Origin of the sequence: Enterobacter sp. RHBSTW-00975 (genome assembly GCF_013615235.1) — a bacterium.
GTDB lineage: Bacteria > Pseudomonadota > Gammaproteobacteria > Enterobacterales > Enterobacteriaceae > Enterobacter > Enterobacter ludwigii.
This window is the reverse complement of the sequence record NZ_CP055883.1, coordinates 1,420,059-1,438,343: the sequence shown is the minus strand read 5'-3', so window position 1 is coordinate 1,438,343 and position 18,285 is coordinate 1,420,059. Positions and strand designations below refer to the sequence as shown.

13 protein-coding genes are annotated in these 18,285 nt (G+C 57.2%); 8 read left to right on the top strand and 5 right to left on the bottom strand.

The features are described 5' to 3' along the window. Window positions 1–13 precede the first annotated feature (13 nt). Both gsiA and iaaA read right to left on the bottom strand, forming a co-directional pair. Entirely contained in the window at window positions 14–1,885 is a 1,872-nt protein-coding gene (gsiA, locus tag HV340_RS06910; RefSeq protein WP_014169283.1) for a glutathione ABC transporter ATP-binding protein GsiA, read from the bottom strand. Window positions 1,886–1,896: 11 nt separating this feature from the next. Then, entirely contained in the window at window positions 1,897–2,835 is a 939-nt protein-coding gene (gene iaaA / locus HV340_RS06905) for a beta-aspartyl-peptidase (protein WP_032679658.1), read from the bottom strand. Window positions 2,836–3,023: 188 nt separating this feature from the next. Here iaaA and moeA point away from each other — a divergent pair, with 188 nt between their 5' ends. Then, window positions 3,024–4,256: a molybdopterin molybdotransferase MoeA gene (gene moeA, locus HV340_RS06900; protein ID WP_181216387.1), complete on the top strand. Its 1,233-nt coding sequence runs from the start codon at window positions 3,024–3,026 to the stop codon at window positions 4,254–4,256. Between the two features lies 1 nt (window position 4,257). Beyond that, the gene (gene moeB / locus HV340_RS06895) at window positions 4,258–5,010 is read left to right on the top strand and encodes a molybdopterin-synthase adenylyltransferase MoeB (RefSeq protein WP_181216386.1); all 753 of its coding nucleotides are present in this window, start codon (window positions 4,258–4,260) and stop codon (window positions 5,008–5,010) included. A 40-nt stretch (window positions 5,011–5,050) separates the two neighbouring features. Here the strand turns inward: moeB and fsa are convergent, their stop codons facing one another. Beyond that, the gene (fsa, locus tag HV340_RS06890) at window positions 5,051–5,713 is read right to left on the bottom strand and encodes a fructose-6-phosphate aldolase (RefSeq protein ID WP_020884894.1); all 663 of its coding nucleotides are present in this window, start codon (window positions 5,711–5,713) and stop codon (window positions 5,051–5,053) included. Window positions 5,714–5,841: 128 nt separating this feature from the next. Here fsa and HV340_RS06885 point away from each other — a divergent pair, with 128 nt between their 5' ends. The 4 genes from HV340_RS06885 (at window position 5,842) to HV340_RS06870 (ending at window position 11,561) form a co-directional block, all read left to right on the top strand. Then, complete coding sequence (locus HV340_RS06885; protein WP_063925231.1) at window positions 5,842–6,741, top strand: glycyl-radical enzyme activating protein; 900 nt, start codon at window positions 5,842–5,844, stop codon at window positions 6,739–6,741. A 4-nt stretch (window positions 6,742–6,745) separates the two neighbouring features. After that, window positions 6,746–9,178 carry a formate C-acetyltransferase/glycerol dehydratase family glycyl radical enzyme gene (locus tag HV340_RS06880; protein ID WP_063925232.1) on the top strand — a complete coding sequence of 811 codons (2,433 nt, stop codon included), beginning with the start codon at window positions 6,746–6,748 and terminating at the stop codon, window positions 9,176–9,178. Between the two features lie 161 nt (window positions 9,179–9,339). After that, window positions 9,340–10,155, top strand: a complete 816-nt coding sequence (locus HV340_RS06875) for a Cof-type HAD-IIB family hydrolase (protein WP_025204614.1) — start codon at window positions 9,340–9,342, stop codon at window positions 10,153–10,155. Between the two features lie 149 nt (window positions 10,156–10,304). After that, window positions 10,305–11,561 (top strand): DUF1479 domain-containing protein, encoded by a 1,257-nt coding sequence (locus HV340_RS06870; protein WP_014169275.1) that lies wholly within the window; start codon window positions 10,305–10,307, stop codon window positions 11,559–11,561. On the opposite strand, the gene HV340_RS06865 is transcribed toward HV340_RS06870, so the two are convergent. Next, window positions 11,558–12,631: a LacI family DNA-binding transcriptional regulator gene (locus tag HV340_RS06865; RefSeq protein ID WP_047366374.1), complete on the bottom strand. Its 1,074-nt coding sequence runs from the start codon at window positions 12,629–12,631 to the stop codon at window positions 11,558–11,560. The two genes, HV340_RS06870 and HV340_RS06865, sit on opposite strands and share 4 nt — an antisense overlap. 287 nt (window positions 12,632–12,918) lie before the next feature. Here HV340_RS06865 and HV340_RS06860 point away from each other — a divergent pair, with 287 nt between their 5' ends. Beyond that, window positions 12,919–14,220: an MFS transporter gene (locus tag HV340_RS06860; protein ID WP_020884899.1), complete on the top strand. Its 1,302-nt coding sequence runs from the start codon at window positions 12,919–12,921 to the stop codon at window positions 14,218–14,220. Window positions 14,221–14,237: 17 nt separating this feature from the next. Further along, window positions 14,238–16,601, top strand: coding sequence for a glycoside hydrolase family 31 protein (locus HV340_RS06855; protein ID WP_063925233.1), 2,364 nt, complete (start codon window positions 14,238–14,240; stop codon window positions 16,599–16,601). 78 nt (window positions 16,602–16,679) lie between these two features. Here HV340_RS06855 and HV340_RS06850 read toward each other — a convergent pair whose 3' ends face one another. Beyond that, window positions 16,680–18,275, bottom strand: coding sequence for an ABC-F family ATPase (locus tag HV340_RS06850; RefSeq protein ID WP_047357146.1), 1,596 nt, complete (start codon window positions 18,273–18,275; stop codon window positions 16,680–16,682). Between the last annotated feature and the right edge of the window lie 10 nt (window positions 18,276–18,285).

Below are 18,285 nucleotides of genomic sequence, written 5' to 3'. Positions count from 1 at the left end.
TGCCTGTTTTAAGTTATAACCGCGAGAATGCATTGTCCTGACGCGGGGGGGCCACAAAATGCCCCGGGCCAACCTCGCGCAGCGCCACGCGCTCCACCGCCTCGCCCCGTTTACGAATATTGCTCGGCATTTCGTCCTGCAGCAGCACACGCTGGCCGTGGCGATGCTCAGGGTCGGCAACCGGCACCGCGGCGATAAGCTTGCGTGTGTAAGGGTGTTGTGGATTTTCAAATACCGCCCTGCGCGGTCCTATCTCCACAATTTGCCCCATAAACATCACCGCGACACGGTGGCTGATACGCTCAACCACCGCCATGTCGTGGGAGATAAAGAGGAAGGCAATCCCCATATCCCGCTGCAGGTCGAGCAGTAAATTAATGATTTGCGCCCGGATAGAGACATCCAGCGCCGAGACGGATTCATCTGCAATCACCACTTTCGGGTTAAGTGCCAGCGCGCGGGCAATGCAAATACGCTGCCGCTGACCGCCCGAAAACTCGTGCGGATAACGCCAGGCATGTTCCGGCTTCAGTCCCACGCGCTCAAGCAGCCAGGCCACCCGACGCTGCGCGGCTTCACCGTCGAGCAGGTTATGCACCCGCAGCGGCTCCATAAGCGAATACCCCACCGTGTGGCGCGGGTCGAGGGAGGCATACGGATCCTGGAAAATAAACTGGATATCTCGCCTCACCGCCTGCAGTTTGCTGTCCGGAAGGGTATCAATGCGTTCCCCGTTAAAGGTTATGCTGCCCTCCTGGGACTCCACCAGCCTGAGCAGCGCCCGCCCGGTGGTGGATTTTCCGCAGCCTGACTCTCCCACCAGCGCCAGCGTTTCGCCTGGCCATAAATCAAAACTGACGTTTTCAACCGCATGCACCTCGCGCTTCACGCGGTTAAACATTCCGCTGCGCAGGGGAAAACGGGTCACCAGATCGCGCACTTCCAGAATCGGCTTTCCGGGTACCACGGTATCCTGCTCGATTTCATCTTCCTGCTGGCCTGCCGCTTCGAGAGAAATCAACGGGAACCGGCGCGGTAAATCGCTGCCGTTCATCGCCCCCAACCGCGGAACCGCCGCCAGCAGCGCTTTGGTGTAAGGATGAACCGGCGCATGGAAAATCTGCTCAACCGTGCCGGTTTCCACGGCGTTGCCCTTGTGCATGACCAGCACGCGATCGGCAATATCGGCGACCACGCCCATATCGTGGGTGATGAAAATCACCCCCATCTCCATCTCCTGCTGCAGCACTTTGATAAGCTGCAGAATTTGCGCCTGAATAGTCACATCCAGTGCCGTCGTGGGTTCGTCGGCAATCAGCACCGCAGGACGGCAGGAGAGCGCCATCGCAATCATGACGCGCTGACGCATACCGCCAGAAAGCTGATGCGGGTAGCGCCCCAGAATGGCCTGCGCTTCCGGTATGCGTACCAGGTCAAGCATGCGTTTCGCTTCACGAAGCGCCTCATCACCACTCAACCCCTGATGCAGGCGGATGGACTCGGCAATCTGTTCCCCGACCGGAAAGACCGGGTTCAGCGAGGTCATCGGCTCCTGGAAGATCATCGCAATATCGGCCCCGCGCACGCTCTGCATCTGCGAGGCGCTCAGCTCATTTAAATCAATGACCTGGTGGTTACGCCGGCGCAGCAGCATTTTTTCGCAGCTGACCTGTCCGCCGGTCTGTTCCAGCAGACGCATCAGCGCCAGTGCGGTGACCGATTTCCCTGAACCGGACTCGCCCACAATCGCCAGCGTTTCGCCGCGGTTGAGCGAGAACGATAAATTCTGTACTGCGGGGATGAACTGCCGCTCTTCCTGAAACGCAATATTCAGTTGATGGACAGCCAGCACTTCACGGTTGTCCAGCTCTTCACTGTGCGGCACGCTTTGCCCCCTTATTCACGATAGATCCCCGTACTGGGTTCATCACCGGCATAACCCCACGCGCGGTACATACCTTCGCTGTTAAACGGCAATGCCACGTTGCCCTCACGATCCACCGCAATTAACCCACCGATACCCCCCAGCGCGGGCAGTTTCTCCATCACCACGCGCTCACAGGCTTCGGCCAGGCTTAACCCGCCGTAATCCATCAGCGCGGTGATGTCATACGCCGCGAGGGCGCGAATAAACACTTCACCGGTTCCGGTGCACGACACTGCCGCCGTGGCGTTATTGGCATAGCACCCTGCCCCCGGCAATGGACTGTCACCGACCCGGCCCGGCAGTTTGTTGGTCATTCCGCCGGTCGACGTGGCCGCAGCCAGATTCCCGGCTTTATCAAGAGCCACCGCCCCTACCGTGCCCATTTTGCTGCGCTCATCGAGCGGCGCGGTATGGTCAAGCTGCGTCACGTTTGCCGAGCGCGCCTCAAGCAGCTGTTGATAACGCTCCGGCGTTGAAAACAGATCGGGAGAAACTGGCGTCATGCCATGTTCCGCGGCAAACGTCTCCGCCCCGGCCCCGGTCAGAAGAACATGCGGGCTCGCCTCCATCACCAGACGCGCGGCCAGCACCGGATTACGCAGATGACTCACCCCCGCGACGGCGCCCGCTTTAAGGGTGACACCGTCCATGACGCAGGCATCCAGCTCGTGCGTTTCATCGCGGGTAAAGACCGAACCAATGCCCGCGTTAAACAACGGGCACTCTTCCAGCAGACGTACCGCCTCGGTAACCACATCCAGCGCGCTCTCGCCCGCCTCCAGCATCCGCTGGCCCGTTTCCACAATGGCATACAGCGCATCAATATAACGTTTTTCCTGCTCGGGACTGAGCAGGGCACGGGTGATTGCCCCGGCGCCACCATGAATTGCGATTACCGCATTAACCATTCCCATCACCCGTTAGCCTGATTTGCGGCTTTTTCTATAAATATCATTATCGTCGCTGAAACTTCAGATGATTTTTGAATATAGAAAGACGCAACTGTGATGTAAAGCGTACACCCATCGGGTCATACAGTTAGTGGCACTTTTCTGCCATAATGGACGCTTTCGTCGTTACTCCGCAGGAGCCCACCATGGATTTTACCGCCGGACTGATGCCGCTTGAGGCGGCACTCACGCAGATGCTTGACCGAATTTCCCCCCTGCACGACCACGAGACGCTGCCACTGGTGCGCTGTTTTGGTCGTATTGCCGCGCGCGATATCATCTCTCCGCTTAACGTGCCTGGGTTCGATAACTCCGCAATGGACGGCTACGCGGTACGCCTGGCGGATATCCGGACGGATACGGCGCTGCCTGTGGCGGGTAAAGCATTTGCCGGTCAGCCGTTTAACGGTGAGTGGCCTGCGGGTACCTGCATACGCATCATGACCGGTGCCCCCGTACCGCCAGGCTGCGAAGCGGTGGTGATGCAGGAAGAGACCGAACAAACGGAAGCGGGCGTCCGCTTCACCGCGAGTGTTAAAGCGGGACAGAATATCCGTCGTACCGGTGAAGACATCACGCGTGGCGCAACGGTATTTGCCGCCGGGCAGAAACTGACGGTGGGCGAACTGCCGGTGCTGGCCTCGCTCGGCATCGCAGAAATTGACGTTATCCGCAAGGTACGCGTGGCGGTCTTTTCCACCGGCGATGAACTCCAGCTTCCGGGCCAGCCACTGCAGGACGGCCAGATTTACGACACTAACCGCCTCGCGGTACACCTGATGCTTGAACAGCTGGGGTGTGAGGTCATTAACCTTGGCATCATTCCGGATGATCCGGAGAAACTGCGCGCCGCGTTTATTGAAGCGGACCAGTCTGCGGACGTGGTAATTAGCTCCGGCGGCGTTTCCGTAGGTGAAGCGGATTACACCAAAACCATTCTTGAAGAGCTGGGGGAGATCGGCTTCTGGAAACTGGCCATCAAGCCGGGCAAACCGTTCGCGTTTGGTCAGCTGAAACACAGCTGGTTCTGCGGCCTGCCGGGTAACCCGGTTTCCGCCGCCCTGACCTTCTACCAGCTGGTCATTCCGCTGCTGGCAAAACTGTCTGGTAACCAGGCCCACCCGCTGCCGGTTCGCCAGCGCGTACGTGCGGCGACGCGCCTGAAGAAATCACCGGGCCGTCTTGATTTCCAGCGCGGTATTCTGACGCGCAACGCTGAAGGCGAGCTGGAAGTTAGCACCACCGGACACCAGGGCTCACACATCTTCAGCTCGTTCAGCCAGGGCAACTGTTTTATCGTTCTCGAGCGTGAACGCGGCAGCGTGGAGCCGGGTGAATGGGTTGAGGTGGAAAGCTTTAACCACCTCTTCGGAGGCTAACATGACGGCTGAACTCAGCGACCAGGAGATGATGCGCTATAACCGCCAGATTGTTCTGCGCGGTTTTGATTTCGACGGTCAGGAAGCGCTTAAGGCAGCACGGGTGCTGGTCGTGGGGCTGGGGGGGCTGGGCTGCGCTGCGGCCCAGTACCTGGCCGCGGCGGGGGTGGGCAATATGACGCTGCTGGATTTTGATACCGTGTCGGTGTCGAACCTTCAGCGCCAGACGCTGCACAGCGACACGACCCTCGGCCAGCCAAAAGTGGAATCGGCCCGTGCGGCGCTGGCGCGCATCAATCCTAACGTGAAGTTCACCCTGATTGACGCCCTGCTGGATGATGAGGCGCTGTCGGCACAGATAGCACAACACGATCTGGTGCTGGACTGCACCGATAACGTCACCATTCGCAATCAGCTGAATGCAGGATGTTTTGCCCACAAAACGCCGCTGGTCTCCGGTGCCGCCATTCGCATGGAAGGCCAAATCAGCGTCTTTACCTACGCCGGAGGCGAACCCTGCTATCGCTGCCTGAGCCGTCTGTTTGGCGAGAACGCCCTCACCTGCGTGGAGGCGGGCGTCATGGCTCCGTTAGTCGGCGTTATAGGTTCGTTGCAGGCTATGGAAGCGATCAAAGTGCTGGCGCATTACGGGGCGCCTGCCGCGGGGAAAATCGTGATGTATGACGCGATGACCTGCCAGTTCCGCGAGATGAAACTGATGCGCAACCCCGGCTGCGAGGTCTGCGGACGCTAAATGGTTGCCGGGTAAGCGTTAGCATAACCCGGCAACCGTATCAGAGCGTCGTTCTGCCAAACGCCCCTTGCCAGTCCTGCTCAAACTTCACTATTGCCGCATCCACCGCAGGCGAAGTAATAAACTGCTGAGCAACATCCAGCGGCAGGGTGATGGATTCACAACCTGCCAGCAGGCAGTCCAGTGCCTGACGCGGCGTTTTGAAGCTCGCGGCCAGCACTTTTGACTGCGGGGCATGCAGCGTCAGAAGCTGCTGCAGTTCAACCACCGTCTGGATCCCGTCCCCGCCCTGCGCGTCCACGCGGTTAACGTAAGGGGCAACATACTCAGCGCCCGCCAGCGCGGACAGCATCCCTTGTGCTGCACCGTACACCGCCGTACCCAGCGTCGGGATCCCTTCCGCTTTCAGCATTTTGATCGCCGCCAGACCTTCCGCCGTTACCGGCACTTTAACCACCAGGTCGTTGATAATGGTGCGCAGTTTACGCGCCTCTTCCACCATCCCTTCAGCGGTAGTCGCCATGACCTGCGCGAACAGGCGACCTTTCCCACCGAGCGCATCCTGCAGCGCCGGTAGCAGCGCCTCGAGTGGCGTTTTCCCTGCCGCCACGATACTGGGGTTCGTGGTCACGCCCGCCAGCGGGAAGATACGCGCCAGCCGTTTCACTGCCGCGACGTCGGAAGTATCGAGATAAAGTTCCATGATGTAACCCTCAAATTTAGCCTGCACTTACCCTATCACGACAAAACCTGCTCAGGAGTTGACCTGCATCAAGATAACTTTCATTCGAAAGTAATTTAATCTTCATATGCAAGATAAGAGGCGAAAACATGATCTTCAATATTCAGCGTTACTCTACCCACGATGGCCCCGGTATTCGTACCGTGGTGTTCCTGAAAGGCTGCTCGCTGGGCTGTCGCTGGTGCCAGAATCCGGAAAGCCGCTCCCGCCACCGGGATGTGCTCTTTGACGCACGGCTGTGCCTGGAAGGCTGCGACCTGTGCCAGAAAGCGGCGCCGGGCATTATCGATCGTGCGCTGAATGGGCTGGTTATCCACCGTGAAAAGCTTAACGAAGAGACTCTCGACGCCCTCACCGACTGCTGCCCGACGCAGGCGCTCACCGTCTGTGGTGAAGAAAAGCAGGTTGAAGAGATTATGTCCACCGTACTGCGCGACAAACCGTTCTATGACCGCAGCGGCGGCGGGATAACCCTGTCCGGCGGTGAACCGTTTATGAATCCCGATCTGGCTCATGCCCTGTTTAAAGCCAGCCATGAGCAAGGCATACATACCGCCGTGGAAACCTGTCTCCACGTGCCATGGCATTATATTGCACCCTCATTACCGTATGTCGATCTGTTCCTGGCGGACCTGAAACACGTTGATGGCAGGACGTTCAAACAGTGGACCGACGGTTCCGCCAAACGGATCCTTGATAACCTGAAACGCCTGGCCGCCGCCGGGAAACAGGTCACCCTCCGCGTACCGCTGATTCAGGGCTTCAACGCCGATGAAGCGTCGATTACCGCCATCACTAACTTTGCCGCAGACGAACTCAACGTCCGCGAGATCCATTTTCTGCCGTACCACACGCTGGGCATGAACAAATATACCCTGCTCGGCCAACCCTACTCTGCCCCTGATAAACCGCTGGATGATCCTGCGCTTCTGGACTTCGCACAGCAGTACGCCTGCCAGAAAGGGTTAACCGCGACCTTACGAGGATAAACTTATGACGACCCTGAATCTCAGCACCCTTAGCGAGCGCATAAAAGCACACAAAACGGCCCTCGTGCATATCGTGAAGCCGCCGGTCTGTACCGAGCGCGCCCTGCATTACACCGAGATGTACCAGCAGCATATGGACAAGCCGATCCCGGTGCGTCGCGCGCTGGCGCTGGCGCATCACCTCGCGCAGCGCACCATCTGGATAAAACACGATGAGCTCATCATCGGTAACCAGGCCAGTGAAGTCCGCGCCGCGCCAATTTTCCCGGAATACACCGTCTCGTGGATTGAAAAAGAGATTGACGATCTGGCGGACCGTCCGGGCGCAGGCTTTGCGGTGAGCGAAGAAAACAAGCGCGTATTGCATGAGATCTGCCCATGGTGGCGCGGCCAGACGGTGCAGGATCGCTGCTACGGCATGTTCACCGACGAGCAAAAAGGGCTGCTGGAAACCGGCATTATCAAAGCGGAAGGTAACATGACCTCCGGCGACGCACACCTGGCGGTTAACTTCCCGCTGCTGCTGGAGAAAGGCCTCGATGGTCTGCGCGACAAAGTGGCCGAGCGTCGTTCGCGTATCAACCTGACGGTGCTCGACGACCTTTACGGGGAACAGTTCCTGAAAGCGATCGATATTGTGCTGGAAGCGGTCAGCCTGCACATCGAACGTTTCGCCGCGCTGGCGCGTGAAATGGCGGCAACCGAATCCCGTGTAAGCCGTCGCGACGAGCTGCTGGCGATGGCAGAAAACTGTGATGTGATTGCCCATCAGCCGCCAACAACCTTCTGGCAGGCGCTGCAGCTGTGCTACTTCATCCAGCTTATTCTGCAGATTGAGTCCAACGGCCACTCCGTCTCGTTTGCCCGCATGGACCAGTACCTCTATCCGTACTACCGCCGCGACGTGGAGCTGAACCAGAGCCTCGACCGCGAACATGCCATCGAGCTGCTGCACAGCTGCTGGCTGAAGCTGCTGGAAGTGAACAAAATCCGCTCCGGTTCGCACTCCAAAGCCTCAGCGGGTAGCCCGCTGTATCAGAACGTCACCATTGGTGGACAGACGCTGATCAACGGTGAGCCTATGGACGCGGTCAACCCGCTCAGCTACGCGATTCTGGAATCCTGCGGTCGTCTGCGCTCCACGCAGCCAAACCTGAGCGTGCGTTATCATGCGGGCATGAGCAATGACTTCCTCGACGCCTGCGTGCAGGTGATCCGCTGCGGCTTTGGTATGCCCGCGTTCAACAACGATGAGATTGTCATTCCGGAATTCATCAAGCTCGGCGTCGAAAAAGAGGATGCCTATGACTATGCCGCGATTGGCTGCATCGAAACCGCAGTGGGTGGCAAATGGGGTTATCGCTGCACCGGCATGAGCTTTATCAACTTCGCCCGCGTGATGCTGGCAGCGCTGGAAGGCGGCCGCGATGCCACCAGCGGTAAGGTATTCCTGCCACAGGAGAAAGCACTCTCTGCCGGTAACTTCGATAACTTCGAAGAGGTGATGGCAGCGTGGGATACCCAGATCCGCTACTACACCCGCAAATCTATCGAGATTGAGTATGTGGTAGACACGATGCTGGAAGAGAACGTCCCCGATATTCTCTGCTCAGCGCTGGTGGATGACTGCATAGAACGCGCGAAAAGCATCAAACAAGGCGGCGCGAAGTATGACTGGGTGTCAGGCCTGCAGGTGGGTATTGCTAACCTGGGCAACAGCCTGGCCGCGGTGAAAAAACTGGTCTTCGAACAGGGTACGATAGGTCAGCAACAGCTGGCCGCCGCTCTGGCCGATGATTTCGACGGGCTGACCCACGAGCAGCTGCGTCAGCGGCTGATCAACGGCGCGCCAAAATACGGTAACGATGACGACAGCGTGGATATGCTGCTGACCCGTGCCTACGAAACCTATATCGCCGAGCTGAAGCAGTACCATAACCCGCGCTATGGCCGTGGTCCGATTGGCGGTAACTACTATGCCGGCACGTCATCTATCTCCGCGAACGTGCCGTTTGGCGCGGCAACGATGGCAACCCCGGATGGACGTAAGGCGCATACTCCGCTGGCAGAAGGAGCCAGCCCGGCCTCCGGTACTGACCACCTCGGCCCGACGGCGGTAATTGGCTCTGTCGGCAAACTGCCAACCGAAGCGATCCTCGGCGGGGTACTGTTAAACCAGAAGCTCAATCCGTCGACGCTGGAAAATGACAGTGACCGTCAGAAACTGATGGTGCTTCTGCGTACCTTCTTTGAAGTGCACAAGGGCTGGCATATTCAGTACAACATCGTTTCGCGTGAAACGCTGCTGGAAGCGAAGAAACACCCGGACCAGTATCGTGACCTGGTGGTGCGCGTCGCAGGGTACTCCGCGTTCTTTACCGCCCTGTCGCCGGATGCGCAGGACGATATTATTGCGCGTACCGAGCACACGCTTTAACTCTCTTCAGACTTATGCCCTCTCCCATCAAGGAGAGGGAACCTGTCTTTAAGCGGCAATTTCGGTTGCCGCTTTGCTTTGACTTTCGAATGAAATTAAATTTGTGCTCTCCGTCACCTTGTTATTAGAATGTTTCAAACGCAGTGACTCAGGAGCACAGTATGACCGTAAAAGTTATCGTCACCGATATGGACGGAACTTTCCTTGATGATGCCAAGCAGTACGACCGCGACCGCTTTCAGGCACAGTTTGAGCAGCTTAAAGCCCGTGATATTGAATTTGTTGTCGCCAGCGGCAACCAGTATTACCAGCTCATCTCCTTCTTCCCGGAACTGAAAGATCAGATCTCCTTCGTGGCGGAAAATGGCGCGCTGGTGTTCGATCACGGTGAGCAGATTTTTCACGGTGAACTGACCCGCCATGAGTCGCAAATTGTCATTGGCGAGTTGCTGAAAGACAACGCGCTCAACTTTGTGGCCTGTGGGCTGGAGAGCGCCTACGTCAGCGAACGGGCGCCGGACGCGTTTGTGGCGCTCATGTCAAAGCACTACCACCGCTTAAAACGCATCCGTGATTACCGCGAAATTGACGACGTGCTGTTCAAATTCTCCCTGAATCTGCCGGACAGCGATATCCCGAATCTTGTCGACAAACTGCACGTCTCCCTCGACGGGATTATGAAACCCGTCACCAGCGGTTTTGGGTTTGTCGATTTAATTATCCCGGGCCTGCACAAAGCCAACGGCATTAGCCGTCTGCTGAAGCGCTGGAAAATCTCCCCACAGGCGTGCGTGGCCATCGGCGACAGCGGCAACGATGCGGAAATGCTGAAGCTGGTGAAATACAATTTTGCCATGGGCAACGCGGCGCAGAGCATCAAAACGATCTGCCGCTACAGCACGGATGACAACAACCATCAGGGCGCACTGAATGTGATTCAGGCCGTGCTTGACGACCACTCCCCGTTCGACGCGTAATCTCTCTCTTGCCGGAGCACTGCTCCGGCACCTCACTCTTTTTCCATCCTGTGGCACACGTCAAATATTTAAACTTGCATTAACTAATTTTTAACTTAAAGTATCACTTGTAGATATTTTTACTTTCGAATGAAAGATGCGAGGCAGTTATGACGTTTACCAGTGAAAGTTTGCCTGCGGACCATAAAGCAGCGATTCGTCAGTTGAAGCGTGAACTACGTGCGCAGATCGGAGACGTTCAGGCGGTATTCGACACGCTCAGCGATAAAATCGCGACCCGCGTGGCGGAAATTAATGCCCTGAAGAACAAAGGTGAAACCGTCTGGCCGGTTATCCCGTTTGCGGATGTGAAAAACGGGACGATCACCCAGGCACAGCGTGACGCGGTCAAACGCCGTGGCTGCGCGGTGATTAAAGGTCACTTCCCTCGTGAGCAGGCGCTGGCGTGGGATCAATCGATGCTCGACTACCTCGATCTCAACCGGTTTGATGAGGTCTATAAAGGTCCGGGCGATAACTTCTTTGGTACCTTAACCGCCTCACGTCCGGAAATTTACCCTATCTACTGGTCGCAGGCGCAAATGCAGGCCCGCCAGAGTGAAGAGATGGCGCAGGTACAGTCGTTCCTGAACCGTTTATGGACCTTCGAGAGTAATGGCAAGCAGTGGTTCGATCCGGACGTCAGCGTCATTTATCCGGACCGTATTCGTCGTCGCCCACCGGGTACCACCTCTAAAGGGCTGGGCGCGCATACCGATTCCGGCGCGCTGGAGCGCTGGCTGCTGCCGGCCTATCAGCAGGTCTTTGCCCGCGTTTTTGACGGCAACGTGGATAAATACGATCCGTGGAACGCCGCACACCGTACCGAAGTGGAAGAGTACACCGTGGATAACACCACAAAATGTTCTGTATTCCGCACCTTCCAGGGCTGGACGGCGCTGTCAGATATGATCCCGGGTCAGGGGCTACTGCATGTGGTGCCTATTCCGGAAGCGATGGCTTACATTCTGCTGCGTCCGCTGCTGGATGATGTCCCGGAAGATGAACTCTGCGGCGTCGCGCCGGGACGTGTCCTGCCGGTCTCCGAGAAATGGCATCCGCTGTTAATCGAAGCGCTGAGCAGCATTCCTGCACTGGAAGCAGGCGATTCCGTGTGGTGGCACTGTGACGTCATCCACTCCGTTGCACCGGTGGAAAATCAGCAAGGCTGGGGCAACGTGATGTATATCCCTGCCGCCCCGATGTGCGAGAAAAACCTCGCCTATGCGAAAAAAGTGAAAGCAGCGCTGGAAACCGGTGCATCGCCGGGCGATTTCCCGCGCGAAGATTATGAAAAAAACTGGCAGGACCGCTTTACCGTGAACGATCTGAATATTCACGGCAAGCGTGCACTGGGTATGGCTTAACTGTCGTATAACCCTTCCCGCTCCACGGCGGTGCGTCGTTTCCCCTGACGTATCCGCCGGACAGATCCCCGCACGGCCAGCGTGCCGTTAAGCAATAACGTTCCCACCGGCGCATCCGGGCGCATCAGCCGTTGCTGAAGCATATGCACCGCTTCGGTTCCCAGTTCATCGCGCGGTACGTGCACCGCCGTGAGCGGAACATCCTGAATGGCCGCCAGATTAAACCCGTCAATGCTCATCACCGAGATATCCTGCGGCACGCGCAAGCCCTGTTTTTGCAGCGCACTGATGGTGCCCGCCGCCATAAAATCGCCGCCGACCAAAAATGCGGTGGGCAGATCCTTACCCTGCATTTGACGGAGCCAGGAGGTGACCAGCTCTTCCGTTTCACGCGCGCTGAAGCTCGGAGCCACCAGCAGATCGCGTTTATCGTTGAATTTCAGGTTGTGAGACTGCCACGCATCGCGGATCCCGGCCAGACGCAGTTCCATGGTGTAACGCCGCAGGCAGAGGACATTCATCACCTCACGGTGTCCCATTTCAAACAGATAGTCCGCGGCCCGCTCACCTATCGCGCGGTGGTCCGGTGCCACTGCAGGCAGGCGCATATGCCGGTCGCGGCAGTTAATCAGCATGCAGGGTTTACCCACATCCACCGCCAGATCGTGGATATGCGGATCGTCGATACCGAGAAGAATAGCGGCCTGTGTCTCCGGCTCGTTCATCCGTGCCAGAAAAAGCTGTGCGTCGCTGTCATTTTCTTCCAGCGCGCAATAACGCAGACGGACATCGTGGGAAGCAAGGCCTTTACTCACGCTCTGAATCACGCGGTAGTAAAAGATGTCGGACCGCTCGTCAAAGGCGCGCTGTGGCGCAAAAACCACCAGGCTGTTGAGCAGCAGACGCCCCGCCGCCAGACCGTCCATCACCCCCAGCTCCCGCGCACAAGCCAGTACTCTGGCGCGCGCTTTTTCACTGGTGTTCGCTTTTCCTGCCAGCACCCGCGACACGGTGCTGATGGAGAGCTGTGTGCGGGCGGCAATTTCGGTGATTTTTAGCCTTTTGTCCATTTTGTGATCTGGCTCCATTTGCGAAATGAAAAAATTTTCATAGCGTACTCATCAGGCAGTAACTGGCATGAAAAGCATCATGCCAGATGATTTATGTCATTGATGAGAAATTTTGCACAAAATCCACTATTGCCCGCTCATTTTCTCCCTTAAGGTGAATTTGTCACACCACTTCCATACTAGTTGTATAGCAACTTCGAAATTAAAACGGATAGAAATCAAAGCCATAAAAATCTGTGTGACACCTGAACCTCCGTCCCCTTACCGTCCGTCTTGTGGAGAGTAAAATGAGTCAGGACATCAATAACACCGTTGCGACAAGCAAAACCCGTCGCGTCATTAAGAACCTGCGCTGGTATGTGCTGGTGCTGTTCTTACTGGGCGTCACCGTTAACTACATCACCCGAAACTCGCTGGGTATTCTCGCCCCTGAGTTGAAAGAGAGCCTTGGGATCACTACCGAGCAATACTCCTGGATCGTCGGGGCATTTCAGATTGCCTACACCATTTTCCAGCCTCTGTGCGGCTGGTTGATCGACGTGATTGGTCTGAAGATTGGCTTTATGGTTTGCGCCGGGATCTGGGCGCTGATGTGTATTTTCCACGCCGGGGCGGGCAGCTGGCTGCACCTGGCTATTCTGCGCTTCTTTATGGGTGCTTCTGAAGCGGCCGCCACGCCGGCGAATGCGAAAACCATTGGCGAGTGGTTCCCGAAATCGGAACGTCCTGTCGCGGCCGGTTGGGCGGGCGTAGGGTTCTCCATTGGCGCGATGCTGGCACCGCCCATCATCTATTTCGCGCACGCCTCGTTTGGCTGGCAGGGCGCATTTATGTTTACCGGCGTGCTGGCGCTGCTGTGGGTGATCCTCTGGTGGGCTTTTTACCACAACCCGGAACAGCATCCGAACCTGAGCAAGGACGAGCTGGCGTTTATCAAGCAGGATAACGAACCGCCTGCGGTAAAACTGCCCTTCCTCACCGCGCTGAAAAATGTCTCCAAAAATAAGCGCTTCTACGGTATCGCCCTTCCGGCGTTTATGGCCGAACCGGCCTGGGCCGTGCTGAGCTTCTGGGTTCCGCTGTATCTCGCCAAAGAGCACGGCATGGATTTGAAGCAGATTGCGATGTTTGCCTGGCTGCCGTTCCTTGCCGCGGACCTCGGCAGCGTGGCAAGCGGCTACCTCACCCGTCTGTATGCCCGACTGTTCGGCTGCAGCCGTGTGAACTCGGTGGTGGCCAGCTCCGTCACCGGCGCATTCCTGATGATCTCCCTGGCGGTCGTGGCCATTACCCGCGACCCGTATATCACCATCGTGCTGATCTCCATCGGCGGTTTCGGGCATCAGATCATCTCCTGCATGCTCAGCGCCCTGGTCGTGGAGTCATTTGATAAAGGTCAGATGGCGACCGTTAACGGCATGCGCGGCTCGGCGGCCTGGATCGCCAGCTTCCTGTTCTCCCTGTTAATTGGGGTGACCGCCGACAAAATCGGCTTTAACCCGCTCTTTATTGCCATGGGGTTCTTTGACCTGATTGGCGCTGTTTTCCTGGTGGCATTTATTGCTGAACGTCGCGCCAAGCGCGCCTGATAGTGGATGTATTGCATATGAAAACCCTGAAAAACTGGACCGTTGATAAGCAGTCGGCAAATCATCTGGAACTGCTGGTCGATAACCAGCACCGTCTGTGCCTGTATGTGCTGGAAGAAAATCTGTTCCGCGTGCTGATTAAACGCAAAGGTGAGCTGACGCTGGATCGCACCTGGAGCATCGCCCCGCAGCAAGATGTGCCGTGGGAAGGTCGCCGCCGCGACGATCTGAGTGGTTTCACCTGCCCCGCCTGGACGCTAACGCAGCGGGACGACGTGCTGACGGTTGCCACCGAACAATTGCGTGTGACCGTGCATCAGCCGCTGTGGCTGGAGTGGCACTACCGCAATGAGGCGGGTGAGTGGCAGCCGCTGGTGAACGACCGTCCGACCAGTGCCTATCTGCTGAACGCCCATGGCGACGGTGCAGCGCACTACCTGAGCCGCCGCAAGGATGAACACTTCTACGGTCTGGGTGAGAAAACCGGCGATCTGCAACGTAACGGTAAACGTTACGAGATGCGCAACCTCGATGCAATGGGCTACAACGCGGCCAGCACCGATCCTCTGTACAAACATATTCCGTTCACCCTCACCCGTCGCGATGACGTGAGCTACGGTCTCTTCTACGACAACCTGAGCAGCTGCTGGCTGGATCTGGGCAACGAGATTGACAACTATCACACCGCCTATCGTCGCTGGCAGGCGGAAGCGGGCGACATCGATTACTACCTGTTCACGGGAAAACGGGCGCTGGACGTGACCAAAGCCTTCGTGCGTCTGACCGGGAAAACGCTCTTCGGGCCGAAATGGAGCCTGGGTTACAGCGGTTCGACCATGCATTACACCGACGCGCCGGATGCGCAGAACCAGCTGATGAACTTTATTCGTCTGTGCGAAGAACATGCTATTCCCTGCGACTCGTTCCAGCTCTCTTCGGGCTATACCTCGATCAACGGCAAGCGCTACGTCTTTAACTGGAACCACGACAAGGTGCCGCAGCCGAAGGTGATGACCCAGGCCTTCCACGACGCAGGGTTAAAGCTGGCGGCCAACATCAAGCCATGCCTGCTGCAGGATCACCCGCGCTATAACGACGTGGCGGAAAACGGGTTGTTCATCCGCGATTCGGAAACCGACGCGCCAGAACGCTCCAGCTTCTGGGATGACGAAGGTTCTCACCTCGATTTTACCAACCCACAGACGGTGAAATGGTGGCAGGAAGGGGTAACCACGCAGCTGCTTGAGATGGGGATCGACGCCACCTGGAACGACAACAACGAATATGAAGTGTGGGATGGCGAAGCCCGCTGCCACGGCTTTGGCAAGGAAATCGCGATCAAGCACATTCGCCCGGTGATGCCGCTGCTGATGATGCGTGCCTCGCTGGAAGCGCAGCAGCGTTTTGCCCCGGAAAAACGTCCGTATCTCATTTCCCGCTCCGGCTGCGCGGGCATGCAGCGTTACGTCCAGACCTGGAGCGGCGATAACCGTACCAGCTGGGACACCCTGCGCTATAACACCCGCATGGGTCTGGGAATGAGCCTGTCCGGGCTGTTTAATGTGGGTCATGATGTCGGTGGTTTCTCCGGCGACAAACCCGACGCGGAACTGTTCGTACGCTGGGTGCAAAACGGCGTGATGCATCCGCGCTTTACTATTCACTCATGGAATGATGACCACACCGTTAACGAGCCGTGGATGTATCCGGGCGTGACGCCGGCTATTCGTGGTGCCATTGAATTACGCTATCGTCTGCTGCCGTACCTTTATACCCTGCTCTGGCAAGCGCATACCGACGACGAACCGATGCTACGCCCGACCTTCCTCGACCACGAACACGATGCGCAGACGTTTGAGGAGAACGATGATTTCCTGCTGGGTCGCGACCTGCTGGTGGCAAGCGTGGTGGAGGCCGGGCAGCGCGAGCGATGCGTCTGGCTGCCGGATAACGAAACGGGCTGGTACGATTTTTACACCCACGAGTGGTTCGCTGGCGGGCAGTGGATCGTACGTGATGCGCCGCTGGAGAAATTGCCGCTGCTGGTACGTGCCGGTGCGGGTCTGCCGCTCAGCGAACGCATTGCGCATGTCAGCGCGGAAAAAGACACTACCCGTGAGCTGAAACTGTTCCCGGTGAAAGGCGTCGGTTCAACCGCGGGCCTGCTGTTTGAAGACGATGGTGAAAGCTGGGGCTATCAGAACGGCAATGCGCTGTGGGTGGAATGGGACATGGCATGCGACGGTGCCACCATCAACCTGAAGGTCAGTGCGCGGGGAGATTATCGTCCGGCGTGGAAAGCGCTGAAGATATCGTTACCGGCCGGGGAAAAACGCACGCTGCTGGTGAATGGTATTGAAGGGAATGAATGGGTGGTCTAGTACGGCCTGATGCCCGCTCCCACAGGGAGAGGGCATCAAACACAGGCCCGGTAGGCGTAGCGCCACCGGGCTTTTTTTTTAACCCTCGATACCTTTACTGCGCAGGTAATCTTCGTAGTTACCGGTGAAGTCCACCACGCGCTCAGGCGTAATTTCGATCACGCGGGTCGCCAGCGAGCTGACGAATTCACGGTCGTGAGAGACGAAGATCAGGGTCCCCTGATACATCTCCAGCGCCATGTTCAGCGATTCGATAGATTCCATATCCAGGTGGTTAGTCGGTTCATCCATCACCAGGATATTAGGTTTTTCCATCATCAGCTTACCGAATAGCATGCGCCCTTTTTCACCACCGGACAGCACTTTAGCAGGCTTCTTGATGTCGTCCTGGCTGAACAGCAGACGACCCAGAATGCTGCGCACTGCCTGCTCGTCGTCGCCTTCCTGCTTCCACTGGCTCATCCAGTCGAAGACGGTCAGGTCGTTTTCGAACTCGTATTCATGGTCCTGTGCGTAATAACCAATCTGCGCGTTTTCAGACCACTTCACGGTACCGTTATCCGGCTGCAGTTCGCCGACCAGGGTTTTCAGCAGGGTGGATTTACCCACGCCGTTGGCACCCAGAATGGCGATCTTCTCGCCCACTTCCAGCAGCAGGTTAAAGTTTTTAAACAGCGGACCGTTTTCAAAACCTTTAGCCAGGGCTTCAACTTCCAGCGCATTACGGAACAGTTTCTTGTCCTGCTCGAAGCGGATGAATGGGTTCTGACGGCTGGACGCTTTCACTTCATCAAGCTTGATCTTGTCAATCTGACGCGCACGAGAGGTCGCCTGGCGAGATTTAGAGGCGTTCGCGCTGAAGCGGCTGACGAAAGACTGCAGATCAGCAATCTGGGCTTTCTTCTTGGCGTTATCCGCCAGCAGACGTTCACGCGCCTGCGTGGCTGCCGTCATGTACTCGTCGTAGTTGCCCGGATAAACGCGCAGCTCGCCGTAGTCCAGGTCCGCCATGTGTGTACACACCATGTTCAGGAAGTGACGGTCGTGCGAGATGATGATCATGGTGCTGTCGCGATCGTTCAGCGTCTGCTCCAGCCAGCGGATGGTGTCGATGTCCAGGTTGTTCGTTGGTTCGTCGAGCAGCAGGATATCCGGATTAGAGAACAGCGCCTGCGCCAGCAGAACACGCAGTTTCCAGCCTGGCGCAACTTCGCTCATCGGGCCGTAATGTTGTTCTACCGGAATACCCACACCCAGCAGCAGCTCGCCCGCACGCGCTTCCGCAGAGTAGCCATCCATTTCGCCGTACAGCACTTCGAGATCGGCCACTTTGTAGCCATCTTCTTCGCTCATCTCCGCCAGCGCGTATATGCGATCGCGCTCCTGCTTCACTTCCCACAGCTCCGCGTGTCCCATGATAACGGTGTCAAGGACGGTGAACTCTTCAAAGGCGAACTGATCCTGACGCAGCTTACCGATGCGCTCGTTTGGATCGAGCGAAACGTTGCCCAGCGTCGGCTCTAAATCACCGCCGAGGATTTTCATAAAAGTAGATTTACCGCTACCGTTGGCGCCAATCAGGCCGTAACGGTTGCCGCCGCCAAATTTGACGGAAATGTTTTCGAACAGCGGCTTACTGCCAAACTGCATAGTAATATTGTTGCAAAGAAGCAAAATTGATACT

Excerpts from the sequence above, each read along its gene's own strand:
- HV340_RS06865 (WP_047366374.1), bottom strand. The coding sequence starts at position 12,631 with ATGGACAAAAGGCTAAAAATCACCGAAATTGCCGCCCGCACACAGCTC.
- HV340_RS06870 (WP_014169275.1), top strand. The coding sequence starts at position 10,305 with ATGACGTTTACCAGTGAAAGTTTGCCTGCGGACCATAAAGCAGCGATT.
- HV340_RS06885 (WP_063925231.1), top strand. The coding sequence starts at position 5,842 with ATGATCTTCAATATTCAGCGTTACTCTACCCACGATGGCCCCGGTATT.
- moeB (WP_181216386.1), top strand. The coding sequence starts at position 4,258 with ATGACGGCTGAACTCAGCGACCAGGAGATGATGCGCTATAACCGCCAG.
- HV340_RS06860 (WP_020884899.1), top strand. The coding sequence starts at position 12,919 with ATGAGTCAGGACATCAATAACACCGTTGCGACAAGCAAAACCCGTCGC.
- iaaA (WP_032679658.1), bottom strand. The coding sequence starts at position 2,835 with ATGGTTAATGCGGTAATCGCAATTCATGGTGGCGCCGGGGCAATCACC.
- fsa (WP_020884894.1), bottom strand. The coding sequence starts at position 5,713 with ATGGAACTTTATCTCGATACTTCCGACGTCGCGGCAGTGAAACGGCTG.
- HV340_RS06880 (WP_063925232.1), top strand. The coding sequence starts at position 6,746 with ATGACGACCCTGAATCTCAGCACCCTTAGCGAGCGCATAAAAGCACAC.
- HV340_RS06855 (WP_063925233.1), top strand. The coding sequence starts at position 14,238 with ATGAAAACCCTGAAAAACTGGACCGTTGATAAGCAGTCGGCAAATCAT.
- HV340_RS06875 (WP_025204614.1), top strand. The coding sequence starts at position 9,340 with ATGACCGTAAAAGTTATCGTCACCGATATGGACGGAACTTTCCTTGAT.
- moeA (WP_181216387.1), top strand. The coding sequence starts at position 3,024 with ATGGATTTTACCGCCGGACTGATGCCGCTTGAGGCGGCACTCACGCAG.